Genomic DNA, 21612 nt, shown 5'->3' on the forward strand with positions numbered 1-21612 from the left:
TCAGCGGCCTCCAGGCCAGCCCATCTCCATAAACCCGCAACGCGGGGTCACGTATTGCCCTTCCGCAGGCTTGTGGACGGCATTAAGTGACCCCGCGTTGTTTGGCGTACCGCATCCAAGTACGACGGCGGCACCCGTCAAAGTGCCGGGTGGGCGTCCCGCAGTTCGGCCATGGCCTCGGCGACGATCTGCGCCCGTTCTTTGCCAAGGACTTCGACAAAGTTGGCATGGACCAGCCCCGCGACGAAGCAGGCCAGTGCGTTGGCGGTTTCCGTACCTTGGGTGCTGAGTTCGAGGTAGACCACCCGGCGGTCTTCGGCGCAGGGGCTCCGCTGGACCAGGGACCGTTTTGCCAGCCTGTCGGCGATCTTGGTGAACCCGCCGTTGCTGAACGCCACTTCCCTGGCGAGCTTGGCCATCGGCATCCGCGCACCGGGCGTGCGCACCAGCCGCAGGAGTGTATCAGCTTCTGCCGGTTCCAGGGAGAAGGCAGAAGAGACTTCCGCGTGGACCTTCTTGTTGGTGTTTTGGAAGCCCTCGATGACCAGCCCCCATTGCGAGATCACATCAAGATCCCCGGTGGTGGGAGTGTGGTTCTGGGTGGCCGGCATGGAGTCCCTTTCCACGGCCATACTACGCTCCACGTACATGTCTTCCTCGTAAGTCTTTAACGTCAGGACGGCCGGTAGAGCCTCCCGTTAACAACGAAAGCCGGTGCTTTCGGCGGGCGCTTGGCCCGCCGGAAGCACCGGCGCTCGGGTGTGCGTGGGTTACGCGCTGACAGATGCTTCGGCGCGGACGGCTTCGAGGGCCTTGGTCCACGGGATGAGCTGGTCCAGGACCGGCGCGAGGGACTCGGCCTGCAGCTCAGTGGGCTTGAAGACGGAGAAGTTCTCGAAGTCGGTGAAGAGGGAGAACATGCCGGTCTTCTGGACGTGGGCAACCTGCAGCTCGGACAGGATGCCACGCAGGTGCTCAACGGCGCGGACGCCGAAGGCGGAGCCGTAGGAGACGATGCCGGCTGCCTTGTTCGCGAACTCGGCGTTCAGGTAGGACAGGGCGTTGGCCAGGGCCGGGGCCACGGAGTGGTTGTACTCGGGGGTGACGAAGACATAGCCGTCGAACTCGGCGATCTTGGCGGCCCAGGCGATGGTGTGGGCGTTCTGGTAGTTCTGGTACGCGGCGGGGTAGGCCTCATCCAGCAGGGGAAGGTTGTAGTCGGCAATGTCGACAAGCTCGAACTCAGCGTCGGTGCGCTGCTGGGCCTGCGCGAGAACCCACTCGGCCACACCGGTGTTGTTGCGGCCGGGACGGGTGCTGCCGGTGACGATGGCGATCTTAGTCATGAATTACTCCTCTAATGGATCACTGAGCGGAAGATCCTCCGCAACGCTTCAAGATACAACTATATCTGCGAAAACTATTTCTGTAAATACTGTTTCCAGTGGTGCTCGTCACCGGCGGGCGTCCGGTGTCTGGGCGGGCAGAATTGTCCGAGGGCGGTGCGATACTGAGGGTTGCATCACAGCGGACGTTGGGGGAGCTTCGGAAATGGTTCTTGATACGACAACACTCAGGATCGCCTTCGGCGTGATGGCCGTGATGTTGGAGTTGCTGTTCTACTTCTTCGCGTACCGCCCTACCCGCGCACCGTACTCCGGCTGGTGGTGCGTGGCCTTGGCCTTTTTCCTTGGTGGAGCCCTTGCATTCCTGCTCGATGGGACGCCCCATCAACAGTGGGCGAATCCTCTGGGAAATGTTCTCTTGGTGTCGGGCGCGGTGAGCGTCTGGACCAGTGCCTGTTCACTGCGGGGCGCGTTTCCCCGGCCATGGGTGCTGGCTGCCGCGCCCGCCGCGACCCTGGCCGCCTCAGTTGCTGACAGCCCGGCCACGAATACCTGGGCAGGCGGTTCCGTATTCCTCGCTTCGATGGCGCTGATGTTTGGCTTGGCCACAAGGGAGATGCGGCCGACGTCGCCCGGTTACACCCGTGTCCGCGTCCCCATGACAGCATCAGTGGGGTTGGTTACCGTCTTCTATGCGGGGCGTCTCGTGGCGTTTCTCACCGATAGGCCGGGAGGATCAATCTTCGAATCGGTCTTTGGGTCCGCGATCACCACCATGCTGACCATGGTGCTGTTGGTTGTGGTGTCGTTCAGCATGTCTTCGCTCAGCACCGAACAGCAGACACGTGCCCTGCGTATGGTGGCAACCCGCGATGACCTCACCGGGCTGCTCAACCGCAAAGCCTTCCTCGATCGGGCGGCAGGGCTGTTGAAGGACCACGCCGTCACGCAGGGGACAGGTGCCCTGATCCTCGCGGATCTGGACCACTTCAAGGAAGTCAATGACACGCACGGCCATGCTGCAGGCGACCTCGCCCTGCAGGCTTTCGCCGGGGCGTGCCAGGACACCGTGCGGTCCACAGACCTTGTGGGCAGGTACGGCGGCGAAGAATTCGTGCTCCTGATTCCGGGCGGGTCAGCCGTCCGCGCCGAGCACATCGCGGAGGAAGTCAGCCGCCGGCTCGCCCAGGTCCCCACCTCCGACGGACTTGAGATGCCCACCGTCAGCTACGGCGTTGCACTGTACGACGCCGGGACCTCCGATGTGGAAGACCTCATCGCCGCAGCGGATGAAGCCCTCTATATGGCCAAGTCCCTGGGCCGGAACCGTACAGTCCACAGCGACCGGCGCCGCTAAGCCGGCCAAGCTCCTATACTCGGGTCAGGCCGCGAGGATAAGGACACGTTGACGTGGATGAACGCATTGGAATCATCGGTGGGGGCATTGTGGGCATCGCCGTGGCACGGTCCCTCCTGCAACGCGGGCTGGGCGAGGTAACGCTCTTCGAGAAGGAGCACCGGCTGGCCGCACATCAGACCGGCCACAATTCGGGCGTTGTGCACGCCGGCCTGTACTACGCGGCGGGATCACTGAAGGCCCGGCTGTGCGTTTCCGGACGTGCTGCACTCAGGGATTATTGCCAGGAGAAGAACCTGCCCTACCGGGAAGTGGGCAAACTGGTGGTGGCCGTGGATGACTCCGAGCTGCCGGCGCTGGCTGACATCGAGAAGCGCGCCAGGGCGAACGGCGTGCCGGACCTCAACCGCATCGACAATGCCGCCCGGCTGCGGGAAATCGAACCACATGCGGCAGGCGTAGCGGCGGTCCACTCGCCGCACACCGCCGTCGTCGATTTTGCGGCGATCACCGAAGCGATGGCGCAGGACGTTCGGACGGCGGGCGGCACCATCCTGCTCGGGCAGGAGGTAGTGGGGATTGCGGTGGACGGCGGCAAAGTGCGCGTCCGGACGGCCATGTCCGAGCACGTTTTCGATCGGCTCATCGCCTGCGCCGGTTTGCAGTCCGACGTCGTGGCGCGCCTGCTGGGCGCCGATCCGGCACCGAAGATCCTGCCCTTCCGGGGCGAGTACTGGTCGTTGAACCCGAAGCGGAACAGTCTGGTGAACGGGATGATCTACCCTGTCCCGGACCCGCGTTTCCCCTTCCTCGGGGTGCACTTCACCCGCGGGGTCTACGACGACGTCCACGTGGGGCCGAACGCTGTTCCCGCACTGGCGCGCGAGGGCTACGGCTGGTTGTCGGTCTCGGCGAAGGACACCTGGGAATCATTGCGGTGGCCCGGTGCAGGCGCGTTGGCGAAGAAGCACTGGCGGATGGGTGTGGACGAGATCAGCGCTTCGCTGGTCAAGGCCATCTACTTCCGCAAGGCCCGGCGCTTCATCCCCGAGCTGGAAATGTCCGACCTGACGGCCAAAACGTCCTCCGGCGTGCGCGCGCAGGCGTGGGGCCGGGACGGTGCGCTGCTGGATGACTTCGCGGTGGAGCAGGTGGGGCCGGTGACGCTGCTTCGCAACGCGCCTTCGCCGGCGGCCACGTCCAGCATGGCAATCGCCGATTACCTCGTGGAAAACTACCTGCAGGTGCGTGCCTGAGCCTCGGTGGTGGTGTGCTGAGCCCGTTCAGTTCAGCTTCCCCGCCAGCCGTTCGCGCATGTGGACGCTCGCCTCGTTCAGGCCGATCAGCTCCACATCGCGGCCATGCCGGCGGTACTTCTCCGTGACAGCGTCCAGCACCGCGATGGTGGACGCATCCCAGAGGTGCGAGGCGTGCAGGTCCACGATCACCCGGGAGATGTCCGGTCCGGCGTCCAGGGCGTACTCAAACTGGGTGTAGAGGTCGTTCGAGGAGGCGAAGAACAGCTCGCCGTCCACGGTGTAGGTGGCCACGTTTTCGCCGTTAAGTTCGACGACGGTCCGCTCCACCGTGGCGAAATGCGCCACCCGCCGGGCGAAGAGGGCCATGGCGGCCAGGACGCCGGCGCCGACCCCGATGGCCAGGTTGTGCGTCGCGGAAACCACCGCGACGGTGATCACCATGACGGCGGTCTCCGACTTGGGCATCCGGCGCAGGGTCCGCGGTGCGATGGAGTGCCAGTCGAAGGTGATGGCAGAAACGAAGATCATCACGGCCACCAGCGCGGCCATGGGGATCATGCCCACAACGTCGCCGAGCGTCACCATGAGGACCAGCAGGAAGACGCCGGCGAGGAACGTGGACACCCGGCTTCGCGCGGCCGAGCCCTTGACATTGATCATGGTCTGGCCGATCACCGCGCAGCCGCCCATGCCGCCGAAGAAGCCGGTGACGATGTTCGCCACGCCCTGGCCCCAGGACTCGCGGGTCTTGTTGGAGCGAGTGTCCGTGATGTCGTCCACCAGCTTGGCGGTCATCAGCGATTCCAGCAGCCCCACCAGGGCCATCGAGAGCGAGAACGGCGCAATCACCTGGAACGTCTCCCACGTCAGGGGAACGTTGGGGATGAACAGGGACGGCAGGCTCTCCGGCAGTTCGCCCTTGTCATGGACTGTGGGAACATCCACGCCGGCGAGGACGGCGAACAGGGTGAGCACCACGATGGCCACCAAAGGCGAGGGCACCGCCGTCGTGATTCTGGGCAGCCCCACCACAATGACCAAGCCCACCGCCACGAGCGGATACACCATCCACGGGACGCCGATCAGCTCGGGGAGCTGGGCCATGAACACCAGGAGGGCCAGCGCGTTCACGAAACCCACCATCACCGAACGCGGGATGAAGCGCATCAGCCGGGTTACCCCCAGGACCGCCAGCAGGATCTGGAAGACGCCCGCGAGGATCACGGCGGCAATGAGGTGGTCCAGCCCATAGCTGCGCATCAGCGGTGCGATCACCAGCGCAACGGCGCCGGTGGCAGCGGAGATCATGGCCGGCCGGCCGCCCACAAACGAGATGGTGACAGCCATCGTGAAGGACGCGAACAGGCCGATCCGCGGGTCCACGCCCGCGATGACGGAGAACGCGATGGCCTCCGGAATCAGGGCCAGCGCCACCACCAGTCCGGCGAGTGCCTCGGTCTTGAGCCGCCGCGGCGAACGTAATGTGGCGCGGACCGACCGAAGCTGCTGGGGCGTGCTGGTCCTGGCGTCCGGGACGCTTCGTACAGCCATTGCGGGTCCAATCGTGCTGGTGAAGCGCGCTTTGGCTGCTTCTGCCTTCGGGGAATGATGGGGCGCGCGCCGCTTCGTCGCGATAGGAGGGTGCGCGTCCGCCCCTACCAGTCTGGGGTACGCCGCGTCCCAACTGCTAAAATGGCGTGGTTGTAGACCGGCCTATAGCTGGTCCGGCCAGCGCCGTAACGTAAGTAGGGGACCACATAGGACATGACGGCAGGCGGTTCGCACCTCAGCACTTCGGAGACTTTCCCGGGCCCGTCGAAAAAGACCCCGGCCGGGACGGTGCTTCCGAAGTCCGCCGCGCCCGCCGCCACGCCGCCGTCCAAGCGCCGGGCGTACATCGCCATCTGGCAGGGGTTCCTCGGTGCCCTGATGATGTTCGTGGGTTCCATCGGCACCGGCTGGATTGCCAACGGTTCACCCATGATCCGCCAGCCCGTGGTCATCGCCCTTCGGACCGAGGGCTGGGGCGTCACGCTGTCCACCGTCCTCCTCACGGTGGGGGCCATGCTGCTGATGCGCTCCTGGCTGCGGCTCGGCCAGCGGCTGGGCGACTGGGGCGAGCATTCCCTGCGGTCGGTGGTGATCGCCATCTCCGCATGGTCCGCCCCGCTTCTGATCGCCGTCCCCATCTTCTCCCGCGACGTCTACGCCTACACCGGCCAGGGCCGGCTGGTCATGGAAGGCCAAAACCCTTACCAGGTGGGCATCTCCACCCTCAGTAACTGGTTTTCCCTTGGTGCAGACCCCGCCTGGGCCGAGAACAGGACGCCTTACGGGCCTTACTTCCTGTGGCTCGCCCGCGGTGTGGTGGGCCTGACCGGGGCCCAGCCTGACATTTCCGTGTTTCTGTTCCGGCTGCTGGCCGGCGTCGGGGTGGTCCTTTGCATCATCTACGTGCCCAAACTCGCCGAACTGCACGGCATCAACGGCGCCCGCGCGCTCTGGATCGCCGTGGCCAACCCGCTGTTCCTCATCAGCTTCGTGGCCAGCGCCCACAACGACGCACTCATGGTGGGCCTCGCCGTCGCCGGTGTTTATTTCGCCGCGACGAAGCATTACCTCACAGGCATACTTCTGGTCACGGCGTCCATCGGGATCAAGCCGATCACCGTCCTGCTGCTCCCGTTCATCGGGGTCATGTGGGCCGGGCCTGCCGCATCGTGGACCCGCAAGTTCCTGATTTGGGGCGCGACGGCGGGAATCAGCTTTGGTGTGCTGGCGCTCAGCGGAATTCCGTACAACCTTGGCCTGGGCTGGGTTTGGGCGATCATGGATCCGACGCCGGGGTACACCGGCTATTCGCCGTCGGGGTTCCTGGGGCAGCAGGTTGAGTTCCTCGGCAACGTGCTGGGGCTGCCGGGCGGCACGTTCGCGGACCTGCTGCGGACCGGGATGAAATGGGCGGCCATCGGCCTGGTCCTGCTGCTGATGTTCCGCGGTGACTATTCGCGGGCGGTGCGCCGCCTCGCCCTGGCGTTCACCGCCGTCGTGATGCTTTCGCCCATCATCCAGCCATGGTACATCCTCTGGTTCCTGCCGTTCCTGGCCGTCACCGGCATCCGGAATGACTGGCAGATCCGATGCCTCTACGTGGGTGTGACGTTCTTTGTGGTGTTCGGTGCGCAGGACCAGCTCTCGGTCTGGTCCTTCGTGGAACTGCCGATCAACGCGTCCTCGCTGGCATTCGTGACGGCGCTGCTGTTCACGTTCTACCTGCTGGTCCTGGACATCCACACCCGGAAGCTGCTGATCGAGGGCAAGCCGCTGGACTGGGCGCGGCGGGCGTGGGGCTGGGTGCAGGAACAGCGGGCGGCCAGGCGCTGAGGCTGGGTTCGGGCCCCGCCCGAGTGGCCGCGGCCCCCGCTATCCGCTTCTTTATGAAGGAGTAATTTCGTCGGGCGAAGGTAGACTTCGCTGGCATGAGGACACTCGCCGACGACCTTGAAGCTCCTGATGATGTCCATACCCGCATCGTGGTTGCGGCCTACGGCCTGTTTTCCCGCCGGGGGATCCGGGATGTCGGGGTCGACGAGCTGATCCGCGCGTCCGGCGTCGCCAAGGCAACGTTCTACCGGCACTTCCCGTCGAAGAACCATCTGGTGCTGGCCTTTTTGAAGCGGCGCGACGAGCTGTGGATGATGGGATCCGTCGTCCCGGAAGCCAGACGCAGGGCAGAGAACCCCGAAGACCAGTTGCTGGCCATCTTCGACGTTTACGACGAGTGGTTCCAGGACGATGATTTCGAAGCATGCTCATTCGTTAAAGTGCTGCTGGAAATGGGGGCGGCCCATCCGCTGGGCAAGGCGAGCATCGAGTACCTGGCCAGGATCCGCCAGCAGGTCCGGATCCTGGCCGATGAAGCCGGCCTGGCGGACTCCGAGGCGTTCGCCCTCTCCTGGCACATCCTCATGAAGGGCTCCATAATCGCCGCCGCTGAGGGCGACAAGCTGGCTGCCCGCCGGGCCCGGAAAATGGCTGCCGGGCTGATTGCTGTGCACCGGCCGCAGGGCTCCCCGCAAGGCTCCCCATAGGGCTAGATCAGGCCCGTTAGGCCGCCTGCGGCACCGCCGCCGGCTTCCGTCCGAGCTCCGCGGTCCGCTTCACCGACCACCACAGCAGCACCACCAGGAGCACGTTGCGGGTGGTGAGGATGGCAGCCATAACGGGGTGCGCGTGGATGAGCGGGGTGTAGAACAGCGGGTAGATCACGAACGTGGTCATGGCGATCCCCATTAGCAGGGCTGCCGGGACCTTCCAGCGTTCCCAGTCGTGGGTCAGGCCCGCAACGATCACCGGCGCCAGCCAGATGATGAACTGCGGCGACCCCACTTTATTGAACACGATGAACGCCGTGACCATCATCAGGGCGCCCTCCATAAACAACTCCTCCCGCTCGGCGCCGCGCTTCAGGGCCCGGACCAGCAGGATGGCCGCCACCACCGCGGCGACAATGAGCAGCGGCTGCATCAGGAACGCGGCCACCGACGCGCCCGGACCGTAGACCTCCGTGGAGTTGATGGCCGTGTTGTCAGCCATCTTGGAGCCCGCGATGTGGAACACGCTCAGCCACACCCACGGCGTGGAGAACGTGGCTTCAAGCTGCATGCCCCGCTCGCCCTGGTTCGTGAGGAAGTCCATGATGTGCGGGAGGCCGCCGGAAAGGTACGTGCCCAGGCCCACCACGGCGGTGACTGCGACCCCGGAGGCCAGCACCTGGATCCGCTTACGGCTGGCAATGACAATCGGCACCAGGACGGCCGCCGGCCACACCTTGATCCAGGTGGCGACGCTCAGCAGCACGCCCGCCACCACAGGCCGTTCGGCCGCATAGAGCAGGGCGATCAGCACGATGGGGGCGGTGATGCCCTCCACCCGGGCGAAGCTGAGGTACCCCATAAAGACGGTGAAAAACAGCCACCACCAGGACGGGGCAATACCGCGCACCTTCCGCGGGCCGCGGGTCAGGTACACGAGGCCGACGGCGTTGAGGGCTGTGATGATCAGGAACCAGCAGAGCAGGTAGAGGCTGGGTCCGGCAATGTTCGCGAGGAAGATCGGGATCTGCGCCAACACCGGGTACACCCAGGGGCTGATCTTCCCGTCCAGGCTGTCCGGGTTGTAGCCGTCCATGGCCCACTGGCGGTACTGCTCGGTGTCGCTGAAGGTGTCGCCGCTCAGGAAGAACGACGCCATCCAGCCCAGGAAGTACAGGTGGATGACAGCAAAACCCCACCAGACGCTGGAGGGGCGGGCGAACCAGTCCACTACGCGGGCGGGCAGTAGCCTGCTGCGGACGCTGACGAGCCGGTCGAAGAACTTTGTGGAAATCTCAGGACTCCTTGAGCGCGGGGACGGACGCGGGAGTCTTCTTGCCCAGCAAGTACAGGCGCCGGACGGACCACAGGAACAGGACCACCAGGAGGACGTTGCGGATGGTCAGCACGCCGGCCATAAGCGGGTTGTTGTGGCTCAGCGCATCGTAGAACAGCGGGTAGATGAAAAACGTGGCCACGGCAATGGCGATCAGCATGGCCGCCGGCACCCGCCATTCACGCCAGCTGTGCGCCAGGCCCACTGCCACGGCGGGGGCCAGCCACACCATGAACTGGGGCGAGCCCACCTTGTTGAAGACCACGAAGGCCGTGGTGAGGGTCAGGGCTCCGGCGAGCAGCAGTTCGGTGCGGTCCACACCGCCGTCGGGGCCGCCGTTGATCTTGCCGTTGTGCAGCGCCCAAAACGTTAGGCCGGCCACGAGCAGAGCCGCCAGGATCAGCAGCGGCTGCATCAGGACGGACATGACGGCGGTGCCGGGGCCGTCCACCTGCATCGAGTTGATGTCGGTGTTCATGTACATCCGGGAATCACCAATGTTCAGCACGGACAGCCACAGCCACGGGGTGGTGAAGGTTGCCTCGAGCTGCATTCCCCTGTCGCCCTGCTGGGTCAGGAAGTTCAGCAGCTTTGGCACACTGCCCACCGCCGCCGCCAGGGCGACAACCACCGCGGAAGTCGCCACGCCTGCCAGCACCACCACCATCCGGTTCTTCACGACCGTGAAGAGGGCCAGCATCACGGCGGCCGGCCAGACCTTCACCCAGGTGGCGGCGGCCAGGATGACCGAGGCGATGAACGGCCTGCGTACCCCGTAGGCCAGGGCAACCAGCACGATGGGTGCGGTGAGACCGTCCACGCGGGCGAAGCCAAGCCAGCCCATCAGCAGCGTGAAGATCAGCCACCACCAGCCGGCGGGGATGGCGTCCTGGTTGCGGCCGCGGTCGGTGAGCTTTGCCAGGCCCCAGAAGTTAAGAAGCGTTGTCATCAGCACCCAGAGGAAGAAGAACGGCCCGGGGCCGGCCAGCCCTGCGATCGCCATGGGTATCAGCGCGAGGATGGGGTACACCCACGGGCTGGGGCCGCCGCTGAGGTTCGCCTCGTTGAAACCTGCCGCAGCCCAGTCGCGGTAAATAAAGGTGTCGCTGAACGCCTCCCCGCGGAGGGAGAGCAGGGCACCGAAGATCAGGAAACCGAGATGCACCAGGACGAAGCCGGTGAGCAGTCCGCGGGAAGTGTTCAGCCAGGACCGGACGGCCGGCGGCAGGATGACGTTGCGGACCCGGGTGAGCGAGGCGAAGAATGCGTCCGTGGAAATGGCGGAATCCTTGTCAGAGAGGGGCAAAACGGGCGCCGGATCGTGCCGCTGGGCGGGAACCGGAAGCATCGGGGGCCCGTTTATGACAGCCGCCCCCAACAGTCAAGGGTAGTTGACTGCCGGTGGTGGCCAATAATCCTGCGACCCCGCACCCGTCGCCTTTACAGCGCGAAAAGGTTACGTCGCCTTCGTGTGGCGGTAGCGCTCAATCTGTTTCAGCCGCCGCAGGAGGCTGTCCCGCCGCGGGTGCGGGACGGCGTCGTGCGCTTCCGCGGTGAGGTCAATGTGTTTGGTGCCGTACTGCCACAGCAGGAGATCATCCAGCAGGCGGTCCGGTCCGGGGGAGTAGCGGTGGTCCAGGGCTTTGCGGACCTCGGTGATCCGCTGGGCGCTGAGCAGGCCGGCCAGCTGGACGGTCTGGTTCAGTCCGTGGGCCGCCATCAGTTCCGCCGCCCAGCCCCAGTCGTCATCCACCTTGCGGTCCACGTGCGGCAGCAGGGTGCGCCAGACATCGCGGATCCGGTTGGGGGTGAGCTGCGCGGCGCCCTCACCATCCATGTCCCAGTAGCTGCGGACCTCTTCGTACCGCTCGTGCAGGTCAGCGAAGGCGCTCTCCACGGTCTCCAGCATGGCCGCCGTGGCGGTGAACTGGCGGTCGAAATGCGGGGTCCAGGCCCGCGGATCCTCGGCTTTGAAGCGGATGTCGTGCTCAATCTCGCTCCAGGCGTGCGCGAAGACCGTGCGGATCTGGCACTCGAAAAAGTAGCTGCCATTGGGAGGGACATCCGGGTTGAAGACCTGCTGGTACTCCTTGACCGCCTCGTTCTGGATGGTGCGCAGGATGAGGTGGCGGCTGGAGTAGCCGTACGTGCCGGACTCGATGGAGCCGATGTCCTTTTCCCGGTCCCCGCGGCAGTCAAACACCTGGCGCTGGCGCTTGATGATGTTGGCCGCCACCGCATTCTCGGCGGGAAGCTTGGTGATGACGCGGACGCCCACCATGTCATTGAGCGTCCGGAACGGGTCCGGGAACTTCAGCACCGGAGGCCCGCCCGGCTCCAGCGGTTCCTCGATCCGGGAGATCTTTTCGCGGAAGGATTCCACCGTTTTGGTGCGCCCGGTGACGAACAGCGGCGTGACTTCGGTGTCCTTCAGCATGTCACGCAGGATAACCAGGACATCATGAGTGACCAGCTTCAGGGCAGGGCGGACGCGCTCGTAGATCTCCACGTTCTCCTGCACGGATTCGCGGAGGCTGACGTCCAGGCTGTCCCAGTTACTCGGCATGCACCCAGCTTACGGCGGCCCTCCGACACGTCCCCCATCAGGACGCTCTATCACTTAATGCGGGAAAAACGGCAACGCTCTCTCACTTTCTTCAAAAAAGTGCGAGAGCGTCGCCTCAAAAGCCACATTAAGTGAGAGAGCGTCCTAGGGGTGGGGAGGTGCGGGAGGCGGTGGCGGCGGGCGGCGTCGGGGGTGGGGGTGACGTGGAGTTGCGGACCACCAGGGAGCTTTCGAGCGTGAGCTGCGGCTGTTCCAGCTCGCGGCCTTCCATCAGGCTCCGCAGCTGCTCGCCGGCCTTCAGGCCCAGGGGGGTAGCGGGCAGGTGCACGCTGGTCAGGCTGGGATTGCTCGTGGCGGAGTACGGCAAATCATCGAAGCCTGCGATGGCCAACTGGCCCGGGATGTGCACGCCGGCCACGCGTGCTTCCTGCAGCACGCCGTAGGCGTGCGTGTCGGTACCGCAGACGACGGCGGTGACGCCCGCGCGCTGCCACTCCGGCCATGCCGCGGCGAAGGCAGCCGCTGCCGCGCCGACGTCGATGGTGGTGCCGATGATGTGATCCGAGTCCACCGTCATCCCGCGGTGCGCGGCCTCGGCCAGGAAGGCTTCGCGGCGAAGGGCGAACGTCGCCGTCCCGGTGACGCTGTCCACGTAGGCAACCTTTCGGTGCCCTGCAGCTGCCAGGTGCGCCGCCAGTTCCCGGGCCCCGTGGGCAACGTCCAGATTCACCGACGGCGCATAGGCCTCCAGCCCGGGGGCATCGAGCAGGACAAGCGGCCCGGAGACGGCAAGATCTTCAAGGAAGCCGGCGTTCGGAGCATCCACGAGCAACCCTGCCGGTCGCAGCGCCATCAGCTTCCGCACGTCGTCCGCCTGCGGAAACTCCCCGGCATCGGTAACGGACAGCAGCAGTTGGTAATCGGCGCCAAGCGACTCGCGCACACCGGCGATCACCTTGGCGAAGAACGGGTTGGAGATGTCCGGGGCGACCAGGATAACGATCGAGCTGACGCCTTTGGCCAGTGAACTGCCCACGCTGTCCACCACATAGCCGAGCTCGGAGATCGCTTCCCGTACCCGGCGAATGTTCTCCTCCGACACCCGGCCGGCAGTCTTGCCGTTCGCCACCAGGGATACGGTCGCCGTCGAAACGCCCGCGCGGGCGGCGACCATGGCTGCAGTGATCCTTCGCGAACGCAGGGGCTGCTGCTGCTGCTGTTGCGCGGATTCCATCCTTTGATCGTAGTAGGCGGGGGAGCGCGGTCAACGCACGTACCAGGTGGCTACCACCACACCCGGGGCCCGGTGGCATAGGATTCCGGGTATGGGACTAATAATCGCACTACTTATCATTTGGCTTGTACTCTCGATCCTCGGCTTCGTGGTGAAGGGGCTGCTGTGGCTGGCCATTATCGGCCTGGTGCTCTTCGTCGCCACGGCCGTCTGGGGCTGGCTGAAACGAAAAACCAACGCCTGACCCTCGGTCAGACTCTTTCGGCGGCGGCCGGTTCTGTAATGGAACCGGCCGCCGCTTTCGTTTGCCCCCGCGCCCCGCGTCCCCGACTTCGCGGCCACGCAGGCGAGGCGGCCAGGCAGCGCATAGGGTCAAGCGCTTGATGTGGGACTACGTTAAGCGTTTGACGTAAAGCCCGCGCTGGTGTCATGATCGCTCTGATAAGTGCGCGCGCCCGCTGCTCGTGCAGGCCCCAATGACGTGGAGAATAAACGTGGAATCCGAACCGACGAAACCCGCCCCCAGGAAGATCATCCTCGACTGCGACCCCGGGCATGATGACGCCGTCGCACTGCTGCTTGCACACGGGAACCCGAACATCGAGTTGCTTGCCGTCACCACGGTGGTGGGCAATCAGACCCTCGCAAAGGTCACCAAAAACGCCCTGTCCGTCGGGACCATCGCCGGCATCACCGGTGTTCCGTTCGCCGCAGGCTGCGCGCGCCCCCTGGTCCGCACCATCGAAAACGCCCCGGACATCCACGGCGAGTCGGGCATGGACGGCCCCGCCCAGCCCGAGTCGGCCATCGAACTGGACCCGCGCCACGCCGTCGACCTCATCATTGACACCGTCATGGCGCACGAACCCGGCACAGTCACCCTGGTCCCCACCGGCGGCCTCACCAACATCGCGCTTGCGGCCCGCAAGGAACCGCGCATCGTGGAACGAGTGAAGGAAGTTGTCCTGATGGGCGGCGGCTACCACGTGGGCAACTGGAGCGCCGTGGCTGAATTCAACATCATCATCGATCCCGAAGCCGCGCACATTGTGTTCAACGAGAAGTGGCCCGTGGTGATGGTGGGCCTGGACCTCACGCATCAGGCCCTGGCCACCCCCGAGGTGGTGGAAAACATCGCCGCTGTGGGCACCGGACCGGCCAAGTTCGTGCTGGAACTGATGGAGTTCTTCACCAAGACCTACAAGGACGCCCAGGGCTTCGACTACCCGCCGGTCCACGATCCGTGCGCCGTGGCCTACGTGATCGATCCCAGCATCGTCAGCACCCGCAAGGTTCCCGTGGACATCGAACTGCAGGGCAAACTGACGCTCGGCATGACCGTGGCCGACTTCCGGGCCCCCGCACCCGAGGACTGCAACACCTCCGTGGCCGTTGACCTGGACCACAAGAAGTTCTGGGACCTTGTCACGGACGCCCTCGTGCGGATCGGCGAGCCCTCAGGCGGGGCTCCCGCAGCCCTCGAAGCAACGGCGGGGTCCAAGTAATGAGCACCTCTGTCACAACCACAAAGACCGGCAACGTCACCGCCCTCATGGTGGCCCTGCTCGCCGCCTGCGTCGCCTTCCAACTCAACGCTTCCATGCTCAGCCCCGCACTGGTCACCATGGGCGAGGAGCTCAACACTGACCAGGCCACCATCGGGCTGTCCCAGACGTGGTTCTTCACCGCGGCCGCGCTCTTCTCCCTCTTCCTTCCCCGCCTGAGCGACATCATCGGCCGCAAGAAGATCCTGGTGGGCATGATGGTCCTCATGGCCGTCGGCTCCGTGATCGCCGCCCTGGCCCCGGACGTCACCTGGCTCTTCGTGGGCCGCATCATCCAGGGCGTCAGCGGCCCCACGGTTCCGCTCTGCCTCATCATGCTTCGCTCCGCCGTCAGCAGCCCCAAGAAGTACGGCACCCTGATGGGCCTGATCACCGCCGTCAACGGCGGCGTGGCCGGAGTGGACTCCTTCGTGGGCGGCTACTTCGCCGAGCATTACGGCTTCCGCAGCATCTTCTGGCTCATGGTGGTCCTGGCCATCGTCGCCACGGCACTGATCGTGTTCCTCGCCGGCGAAAGCAAGCCCGCCGCCGGAACCACCATGGACTGGCTTGGCGTGTTCTTCATTGTGGTGGCGGTGGGCGCCCTCCTCACGGCCCTCAACGAAGGCGCCAAACTGGTCGGCGCCTTCGAGTCCGGAACGCTGATGCTGGCCATTGGACTCGTTGTGGTTGCCGTTGCCGCGTTCTACGCCTTCTGGACCGTGGAAAAGCGCGCCAAGCAGCCGATGGTGGAGACCGTCCACCTGCGCCAGCGCTCCACCTGGGCGCCGTTGCTGACCACCACCCTGACCATGACCGGCATCTTCGCCGTCATCAACGGGATCGTCCCCGCTTACGTCCAGGCCGCTGCACCCGGATTCGGCATCGGCCCCACCGAAATGTCCCTGATTATCCTCACCCCGTACGCCCTGCTTGGCTGGCTCATCGGTCCCATCAGCGGCCGTCTCGCTCCCCTCCTCGGCTACACCAAGGTCCTGCGCATCGGCATGCTGGGCAGCATCGCCGCCCTGGCCATCATCGCGTTCTTCGGCCTCAGCAGCCTGCCCATGATGATCGTCGGAACGGTCTTGCTGGGCATCATGTACGCCGGTACGGTCAACATCATGCTGAACGGACTCGGAGTTGTCCTCTCACCCGCCGGAAACCCCGGGTTCCTGCCCGGCATGAACGCGGGCGCCTTCAACCTTGGCGCCGGCCTGAGCTTCCTGGTGCTGCCCGCGGTGCTCGTTGCCACGTCCGCCATGGGCGATGCCAAGGCGTCCTACCTGACGGTGGTGCTCACCGGCCTGATCATCACCGTTGCGGCTTTCGCGGCCTCGCTCCTGATCCCCAAGCCCGTCGAGGCTGAGGTGACCGAATGACCGCCGCAACGGCTGCGTCCAAAGGAGGGATCGTCGTCGTCGGCTCCCTGAACGCTGACCTCACTATCTATTGCGAGCGGCTGCCCCTGCCGGGCGAGACGGTGCACGGCAACGGTTTCGCCGTCAATCCCGGCGGCAAGAGCGCCAACCAGGCCGTTGCCGCGAGCAGGCTAGGTGCTGACGTCCGCCTTGTCGGTGCCGTGGGCGACGATTCCAACGGGCAGATGCTGCTCTCCTCAGCCTCCGGCGCGGGAGTCGACGTGGGGCATGTCCGGACCGCGCCGGCAGAGACGGGCGTTGCCGTCATCGCCGTGGATGCCGTGGGCGAGAACAACATCATCATCTCGGCAGGGGCCAACGGCACCCTGTCGCCCGAGGACGTCGCCGCGGCAGCGGACGTCATCAAGGGTGCCGCCGTCGTCTGCCTCTGCCTCGAAGTCAGCATGGAGACAGTGCTCGCCGCCGCGCAGGCAGGGCACGACGCCGGCGCAACAGTTGTGCTCAATCTCTCGCCGTATGCGGACATCCCGCAGCAGCTGGCGGACCTGACGGACGTCCTGCTGGTCAACGCCCACGAGGCGTCGCAGTTCCTGGGCTCCGCCGAGATTCCCGGCAGCGACGGTGACGCCGGCGACTGGGACGCGGTCCGGCTGCGCTTCGCCGGGCGCGGGCTCCAGCGGGTCCTCGTCACGCTCGGGGCGAAAGGCTCCGTGGTGCTGGATTCGCTGGCCGACGCCGGCCAGCAGCTTGTCCAGATCGCACCGGTCAAGGTCAACGCGGTGGACACCACCGGCGCCGGCGACGCCTTCACGGGTGCCGTGGCCGCGCGCCTTGCGGCCGGTGCGTCACTGGCTGACGCCGCCGCCTTCGCCTCCATCGCAGCCGCGCTTGCCACCACCCGCAAGGGCACCCAGGCCGCCTATCCGGACGAGGGCGACGTCAAGCGCGTGCTCGCCGCGGGCGCCGCCTGACGGTCTTGACGGTGCACAAAAGAAGCGCCCGACGGCGGCAGTCTCCTGCCGCCGTCGGGCGCTTCTTTTGTGTGTGGTTAGTTCGTTAGTGCCCGGCCGGTGCGGCCGGCTGGGTGGCGAACTTCAGGTCGGCGGTAGCCTGGGCTACGGTTTCGGCCGGCAGGGCTGAGTCCAGGTGCCTGCGGTGGTAAACCGGACCCAGGAGGGCGTAGCAGCCGGCACTGGCCAGGCCGCCTGCGAGCCAGGAGAGGTCCCAGCCGCCCAGGGCCACCGCGATGGGGCCCTGCATGGCGGGAACGAGTCCGTACATAAACAGCCACGTTGCGAAGATGCCTACCAGAAGGGATACCACGCCGGCCCAGTTGACCACGGGGAGCCGCTTGGTGCCCACCGCGTCGAAGAGCCTCTCCGGGTTGCCCGGCCAGCGCTTGTCGAGCCAGAAGTAGTGAACCAGCATGACCCCGCCCCAGGCGGCGACCCAGGCTACGAGCCCGATCAGCCAGGCGTCGAGGACTGCGGCGAAGTCCTCCTGGAAGATGAAGAAGACGACGGCGGCGAGGGAGAAGACGCCGACAAAGAGGTTCAGTTTGCGGCGGCTGATGGTGATATCCAGCGCCTGGGTTGCCACCGAGAAGGTGTAGATGTTCAGGATGTTCGTGGCGATGGGGCCGTGGAGCACCATCAGCAGTACGGGCAGTGCGAGGGCTCCGAAGTTCTGGACGATCAGTTTTCCGGGATCAATTTCGCCCGTGTTGGTGGCGAGGCTGGCACCGAGGACGCCGAGCCACACGACGGGGATGAACTGGCCCAGGACCGACGCCAGGTAAACCTTGCGCTTGGGGACCTTGGTGCTGACAAAACGGGAGTAGTCTGCCGCGTAGGTGAACCAGGTGATGCCCCAGCCGATGCCGATGGCGGTCATCACGGCACTCATGGCCGCGATCCTGTCAGAACCTTCGAGGATGTGGCCGGCCGGGCCCGCGTAGCCCCAGTCGATCTTCATACCGAACCAGGCCACTGCGGACATCACGGCAAGGATGAGAATGGTGGGCGGAACGGTCCACTTTTCGAAAGCTGCGATGGCCTTGTAGCCGAACCATGCAATGGCCACCTGTACCGCCATGATGAACGTGGCGATGCCGATCTTCCACCCGTAGTTGTGGGCTTCGGGATCAACCCAGCCGAGTGTGCCGAAGAGGGCCATGACCAGGTCCAGGATGATCCAGGTGTTCACCGCGCACCAGCCGATCACCAGGAGGGCCTGGATGGCTGCCGGGAGATAGTTGCCGCGGCGGCCGAAGGCGGCGCGGGCCAGGACCATGCCGGTGGCGCCGGTCTTCTGGCCCAGAAGGACGAAGAGGCCGAACAGCAGCATGCCGATCAGGTTCCCCAAAACCAGGACGGTCACGGTGTCAGCGAAACCCAGCCCCAACTGAATGCCGAGTGCACCGAGCACCCAGTTGATGGGAGCAAGGTTGGCGCCGGCCCAGATCCAGAACTGGCCTGAGACCTTGTGCGTGCGCTGCGATTCGGGGATGGGCTGGAGCCAGGCTTCGCAGTCTTCGGTCGGCATCATTGCCGAGTCCTGCTGCGGAGTCGAGAGATTGTTGTGCATGGGGGGAGCCTCCATGAGTAAAAGGGATAGATCCAGATTATGTGGCTCAGGCCACAACCACCACATACAATGTGTCATGAAGATGTGCCTTCCATGCGACGGAGTGTCATGCCCATACGATTAACGGATGTTTTGAAACATTCCACCCTCACCCCCGCGGACCCTGTGATCCGCGCAGCGGCGGCCATCGCGGCCCAGACACAGCTCCGCTGGATCCATTCCAGTGAGGTCTTGGACATCGCCCCGTTACTTGGCGGCGGTGAGCTGCTGCTCACCGGCGGCCAGGCCCTGGTCGCGGCAACGGATAAGCGGCGTATCGGCTACATCTGGGAACTGGCGGAACGTGGAGTGGCCGCGCTGGCCATCGAGACGGGCACCGCTCTGCCGTCCATTCCCTCCTCCATGGTGGGAGCAGCTGAAGCCGCCGGGCTTCCCCTGATAGAGCTCCGCAAAGTGGTGCCGTTTGTTGGCGTGATGGAAGCCATCAACTCCCTGCTGGTGAGCGAGTCAGCCGCCCAGCTGCAGCAGGCTGACCGGGCAAGCCATGCCATGGCCGTGGAACTCGCCCACGGCGGCAGCCTTGACCGGATCCTGGCCGTCCTCGCCGACGCCACCGGCGCGGAAGTTGTCCTGACATCCAATGCGGGAGCTCCCCTGGCAAGCGCACTGCCTGCTGAATTTGCGTCGGCGGACGGTCCTGGGCCGGCTGCTGACGGCGAGCAGGACCGGGCACGCACCACCCATATCGACGTTTCTGTGCGGGGCATTCCTTCAGCGCGACTGAGCCTCCACACCTTGGAGGGCGGAGATGTGAACCTGGCGAGGATTGCCGGGAACCGCTCGGTGGACATTCTGGCCCTGGCCCTGCTGCAGCGCATGCCGCCCGGCCTGAAGGAGATGGCGGGCGCCGCGCTGATCCGGGCCGTCGATTCCGGCACCACCAACTGGCGGCTCCAACAGCTCGCGCCGGCCGCCGGGATCCCCCCGGCTGCGCAGCTGGTGGCCATTGTGATCCGGTCGCCGGGCTCCCGGCAGCTCCGCACGGCAGTGGAACAGCTGCTGGACCGGGCCGGACGGCACAGCGCAAGCTACGCGGACAATGAGCAGCTCTTGGCACTCGCTGTATTGCGGACCGGCAAGACCCAGGAGGACAGGAACGAGATTCTGGCCGGGCTGCGTACGCTCGAACTGCCGGAGGGGAGCATCAGTGCTGTGGGTCCGGTGGCGTCCGGGATCTCGGCCGCGCCGTGGTCGCTGACAGAGGCAAGGTTGACGCTGGACGTGGGGGCGGGCGACGGGTTGCACCCCGCCGGGCAACGGGGTTTCGCTACAGTGCTCGACGCCGAGGCCTTCGCCCTGGAACGGCTTGCCTCCCATTCCCTGGCTGAGGTGCAGCGGGCGGATTTTGTCCGTCAGCAACTCGGGGCCCTCCTTGAGCACGACCAGCAGCGGCATTCGGCCCTGGTGGAAACCCTGCGGGTGTGGCTTGACTCAGGCTGCAACACTGCGCAGGCGGCGCGGGAGCTACACCTGGAGCGGCAGTCGATGCACCAGCGCCTGCAGCGCATCTTCTCGCTCAGCGGCGGCGACCCCCGTGGCACGGGCCGGCTCGCAGCGCTGCACCTGGCCACCCGCCTCGCGGCGCTCTAACCCGCCGCCCCGCCCTGCTGCCGCCCGCCCCCTGCGACGCTCTCTCACTTAATGTGGGTTCTTAATGTGGGTTTCCGGCCGATCCTCTCTCACTTAATGTGGGTTTTTGGGCCGGCAACCCTCTCGCACCTCGGAAGGCCGAACAGCTGCCTGTGGATAACTTCTGCAGCGTTATGCCGTTTCGGGTCACAATGCCAGCATGCGAAAGCAAGATTTTCTGCCCGCTCCTTTAGCGGCAGCTCCGTTCACCTTCGGTTCCGCCGTGGCCTCAGGGGTCACCCTGAACCGGCTTCGGCGGAAGGACATGGTCAATGTGGGACGCGGCCTCTACCGCCCTGCGGACTGGGACTTTGATCTGGAAGGTGCGGCCAGGGCGCTGTCCGCTGCGTCGCCCGGAGCCTGGATCTCGCACGTCACCGCTGCCCGGCTTCGGTGCCAACTGCTGCCTCCCTGGCTTGCCGACTCCGCAGAGCTGCATTTGAGCAAACCGCGTTCGCTGCCATCGGTCCGCCGGAAGGGCGTGTTTGGCCATACCGTCCTGACGCTGGACGACGAGATCGAACTTGTCGACGGCATCCGCCTGAGCACACGGTCCCGGACTTGGCTTGACCTGGCCCGGAACCTGCCGCTCAAAGACCTGGTGGCCATGGGTGATGAACTGATCCGCATCCCGCGGGTGGACTTCGAGGGAAGGACGCAGCCCTACGACACGTTGGCCGGTCTGCGTGTGCTGGCGGGCCGACACCCCAATCTGCAGGGCATCGTCCGGGCCCGTGAAGCGTTGGATCTGATGCGGGTGGGTGCCGATTCTGCCCCCGAGTCGCTGCTTCGGTTGGCTATCGTCGACTCCGGGCTGCCCGAGCCCGAACTCCAGGTGCCGTTGCGCGCCGGAGACGCGCGGTCGCCGTCGGCCGATCTCGGCTACCGTCATCGCCGGATCGCCATTCAGTACGACGGCGGACATCACCTCAGTGATGCGCAGATCTTCAGTGACAGGAGGCGGGATAAGGCCTTCGAGTCAGCCGGCTGGACGGTCCTTGTTTTCGGCAAGGAGGATCTTGCTGACGATTTTCAGCGTGCAGTCGTGAAGATCAAACGGGCAGTCCGCAACGGCTGGCTTGACCACCCCCAGGCGTCCGGGTTCGCCAGTGACTGACAGGCCCAGAACGTGCGGCGCAAGCGCGCCCTTAAAGCCGTGACGCTCCCGCACGCGATGGTGAGAGAGCGTCACGCAAAAACCCACATTAAGTGAGAGAGG

The 21612-nt window shown here is 65.5% G+C and carries 18 protein-coding genes; 10 read left to right on the forward strand and 8 right to left on the reverse strand.

Translation table 11 applies throughout. From position 1 onward, the window contains the following. Window positions 1–137: 137 nt before the first annotated feature. Window positions 138–611, reverse strand: coding sequence for a MarR family winged helix-turn-helix transcriptional regulator (locus tag AB4Y73_RS09355; RefSeq protein ID WP_441871149.1), 474 nt, complete (start codon window positions 609–611; stop codon window positions 138–140). Between the two features lie 159 nt (window positions 612–770). Continuing rightward, window positions 771–1346 (reverse strand): NADPH-dependent FMN reductase, encoded by a 576-nt coding sequence (locus AB4Y73_RS09360; protein ID WP_441871150.1) that lies wholly within the window; start codon window positions 1344–1346, stop codon window positions 771–773. Window positions 1347–1551: 205 nt separating this feature from the next. On the opposite strand from AB4Y73_RS09360, the gene AB4Y73_RS09365 reads away from it, so the two are divergent. Together AB4Y73_RS09365 and lhgO are read left to right on the forward strand one after the other, a co-directional pair. Further along, entirely contained in the window at window positions 1552–2703 is a 1152-nt protein-coding gene (locus AB4Y73_RS09365) for a diguanylate cyclase (protein WP_441871151.1), read from the forward strand. Between the two features lie 53 nt (window positions 2704–2756). Continuing rightward, a complete protein-coding gene (gene lhgO, locus AB4Y73_RS09370) occupies window positions 2757–3959 on the forward strand; it encodes an L-2-hydroxyglutarate oxidase (RefSeq protein ID WP_441871152.1) in 1203 nt (400 codons plus the stop codon). A gap of 27 nt (window positions 3960–3986) precedes the next feature. On the opposite strand, the gene AB4Y73_RS09375 is transcribed toward lhgO, so the two are convergent. Continuing rightward, window positions 3987–5513 (reverse strand): SulP family inorganic anion transporter, encoded by a 1527-nt coding sequence (locus AB4Y73_RS09375; protein ID WP_441871153.1) that lies wholly within the window; start codon window positions 5511–5513, stop codon window positions 3987–3989. Between the two features lie 213 nt (window positions 5514–5726). Here AB4Y73_RS09375 and mptB point away from each other — a divergent pair, with 213 nt between their 5' ends. Both mptB and AB4Y73_RS09385 read left to right on the forward strand, forming a co-directional pair. Further along, window positions 5727–7346, forward strand: coding sequence for a polyprenol phosphomannose-dependent alpha 1,6 mannosyltransferase MptB (gene mptB / locus AB4Y73_RS09380; RefSeq protein ID WP_441871154.1), 1620 nt, complete (start codon window positions 5727–5729; stop codon window positions 7344–7346). 95 nt (window positions 7347–7441) lie between these two features. Next, a complete protein-coding gene (locus AB4Y73_RS09385; RefSeq protein WP_441871155.1) occupies window positions 7442–8053 on the forward strand; it encodes a TetR/AcrR family transcriptional regulator in 612 nt (203 codons plus the stop codon). A 16-nt stretch (window positions 8054–8069) separates the two neighbouring features. Here AB4Y73_RS09385 and AB4Y73_RS09390 read toward each other — a convergent pair whose 3' ends face one another. The 4 genes from AB4Y73_RS09390 to AB4Y73_RS09405 form a co-directional block, all read right to left on the reverse strand. Continuing rightward, window positions 8070–9287, reverse strand: coding sequence for a glycosyltransferase 87 family protein (locus tag AB4Y73_RS09390; protein WP_441871156.1), 1218 nt, complete (start codon window positions 9285–9287; stop codon window positions 8070–8072). A 64-nt stretch (window positions 9288–9351) separates the two neighbouring features. Next, entirely contained in the window at window positions 9352–10671 is a 1320-nt protein-coding gene (locus AB4Y73_RS09395) for a glycosyltransferase family 87 protein (RefSeq protein WP_441871191.1), read from the reverse strand. 177 nt (window positions 10672–10848) lie between these two features. Further along, window positions 10849–11958 carry a GTP pyrophosphokinase gene (locus tag AB4Y73_RS09400; protein ID WP_441871157.1) on the reverse strand — a complete coding sequence of 370 codons (1110 nt, stop codon included), beginning with the start codon at window positions 11956–11958 and terminating at the stop codon, window positions 10849–10851. Window positions 11959–12085: 127 nt separating this feature from the next. Next, entirely contained in the window at window positions 12086–13192 is a 1107-nt protein-coding gene (locus AB4Y73_RS09405) for a LacI family DNA-binding transcriptional regulator (protein WP_441871158.1), read from the reverse strand. A 91-nt stretch (window positions 13193–13283) separates the two neighbouring features. Here AB4Y73_RS09405 and AB4Y73_RS09410 point away from each other — a divergent pair, with 91 nt between their 5' ends. From AB4Y73_RS09410 to AB4Y73_RS09425, 4 genes are all read left to right on the forward strand, one after another. Beyond that, window positions 13284–13436 (forward strand): LPXTG cell wall anchor domain-containing protein, encoded by a 153-nt coding sequence (locus AB4Y73_RS09410; protein ID WP_441871159.1) that lies wholly within the window; start codon window positions 13284–13286, stop codon window positions 13434–13436. A gap of 232 nt (window positions 13437–13668) precedes the next feature. Beyond that, window positions 13669–14697: a uridine-preferring nucleoside hydrolase UriH gene (uriH, locus tag AB4Y73_RS09415; protein ID WP_441871160.1), complete on the forward strand. Its 1029-nt coding sequence runs from the start codon at window positions 13669–13671 to the stop codon at window positions 14695–14697. Further along, the gene (gene uriT, locus AB4Y73_RS09420; protein WP_441871161.1) at window positions 14697–16118 is read left to right on the forward strand and encodes a uridine transporter UriT; all 1422 of its coding nucleotides are present in this window, start codon (window positions 14697–14699) and stop codon (window positions 16116–16118) included. Before uriH ends, uriT begins: the two co-directional genes overlap by 1 nt. Beyond that, window positions 16115–17089, forward strand: a complete 975-nt coding sequence (locus AB4Y73_RS09425; protein ID WP_441871162.1) for a ribokinase — start codon at window positions 16115–16117, stop codon at window positions 17087–17089. Before uriT ends, AB4Y73_RS09425 begins: the two co-directional genes overlap by 4 nt. 85 nt (window positions 17090–17174) lie before the next feature. On the opposite strand, the gene AB4Y73_RS09430 is transcribed toward AB4Y73_RS09425, so the two are convergent. Continuing rightward, the gene (locus AB4Y73_RS09430; protein WP_441871163.1) at window positions 17175–18704 is read right to left on the reverse strand and encodes a purine-cytosine permease family protein; all 1530 of its coding nucleotides are present in this window, start codon (window positions 18702–18704) and stop codon (window positions 17175–17177) included. Between the two features lie 108 nt (window positions 18705–18812). Here AB4Y73_RS09430 and AB4Y73_RS09435 point away from each other — a divergent pair, with 108 nt between their 5' ends. Both AB4Y73_RS09435 and AB4Y73_RS09440 read left to right on the forward strand, forming a co-directional pair. Beyond that, on the forward strand, window positions 18813–20354 hold the full coding sequence (locus AB4Y73_RS09435; protein WP_441871164.1) for a PucR family transcriptional regulator ligand-binding domain-containing protein: 1542 nt from the start codon (window positions 18813–18815) through the stop codon (window positions 20352–20354). Between the two features lie 199 nt (window positions 20355–20553). Next, entirely contained in the window at window positions 20554–21510 is a 957-nt protein-coding gene (locus AB4Y73_RS09440; RefSeq protein WP_441871165.1) for a DUF559 domain-containing protein, read from the forward strand. The last annotated feature ends 102 nt before the right edge of the window (window positions 21511–21612 follow it).

Source organism: Pseudarthrobacter sp. TAF60_1 (genome assembly GCF_052113505.1).
Taxonomy (GTDB): Bacteria; Actinomycetota; Actinomycetes; order Actinomycetales; family Micrococcaceae; genus Arthrobacter.

Bases quoted from the DNA above. Each gene is read 5' to 3' on its own strand.
- AB4Y73_RS09355 (WP_441871149.1), bottom strand. From the start codon at position 611: ATGCCGGCCACCCAGAACCACACTCCCACCACCGGGGATCTTGATGTG.
- AB4Y73_RS09360 (WP_441871150.1), bottom strand. From the start codon at position 1,346: ATGACTAAGATCGCCATCGTCACCGGCAGCACCCGTCCCGGCCGCAAC.
- AB4Y73_RS09365 (WP_441871151.1), top strand. From the start codon at position 1,552: ATGGTTCTTGATACGACAACACTCAGGATCGCCTTCGGCGTGATGGCC.
- AB4Y73_RS09375 (WP_441871153.1), bottom strand. From the start codon at position 5,513: ATGGCTGTACGAAGCGTCCCGGACGCCAGGACCAGCACGCCCCAGCAG.
- mptB (WP_441871154.1), top strand. From the start codon at position 5,727: ATGACGGCAGGCGGTTCGCACCTCAGCACTTCGGAGACTTTCCCGGGC.
- AB4Y73_RS09385 (WP_441871155.1), top strand. From the start codon at position 7,442: ATGAGGACACTCGCCGACGACCTTGAAGCTCCTGATGATGTCCATACC.
- AB4Y73_RS09400 (WP_441871157.1), bottom strand. From the start codon at position 11,958: ATGCCGAGTAACTGGGACAGCCTGGACGTCAGCCTCCGCGAATCCGTG.
- AB4Y73_RS09405 (WP_441871158.1), bottom strand. From the start codon at position 13,192: ATGGAATCCGCGCAACAGCAGCAGCAGCAGCCCCTGCGTTCGCGAAGG.
- AB4Y73_RS09410 (WP_441871159.1), top strand. From the start codon at position 13,284: ATGGGACTAATAATCGCACTACTTATCATTTGGCTTGTACTCTCGATC.
- uriH (WP_441871160.1), top strand. From the start codon at position 13,669: ATGACGTGGAGAATAAACGTGGAATCCGAACCGACGAAACCCGCCCCC.
- uriT (WP_441871161.1), top strand. From the start codon at position 14,697: ATGAGCACCTCTGTCACAACCACAAAGACCGGCAACGTCACCGCCCTC.
- AB4Y73_RS09425 (WP_441871162.1), top strand. From the start codon at position 16,115: ATGACCGCCGCAACGGCTGCGTCCAAAGGAGGGATCGTCGTCGTCGGC.
- AB4Y73_RS09430 (WP_441871163.1), bottom strand. From the start codon at position 18,704: ATGCACAACAATCTCTCGACTCCGCAGCAGGACTCGGCAATGATGCCG.
- AB4Y73_RS09435 (WP_441871164.1), top strand. From the start codon at position 18,813: ATGCCCATACGATTAACGGATGTTTTGAAACATTCCACCCTCACCCCC.
- AB4Y73_RS09440 (WP_441871165.1), top strand. From the start codon at position 20,554: ATGCGAAAGCAAGATTTTCTGCCCGCTCCTTTAGCGGCAGCTCCGTTC.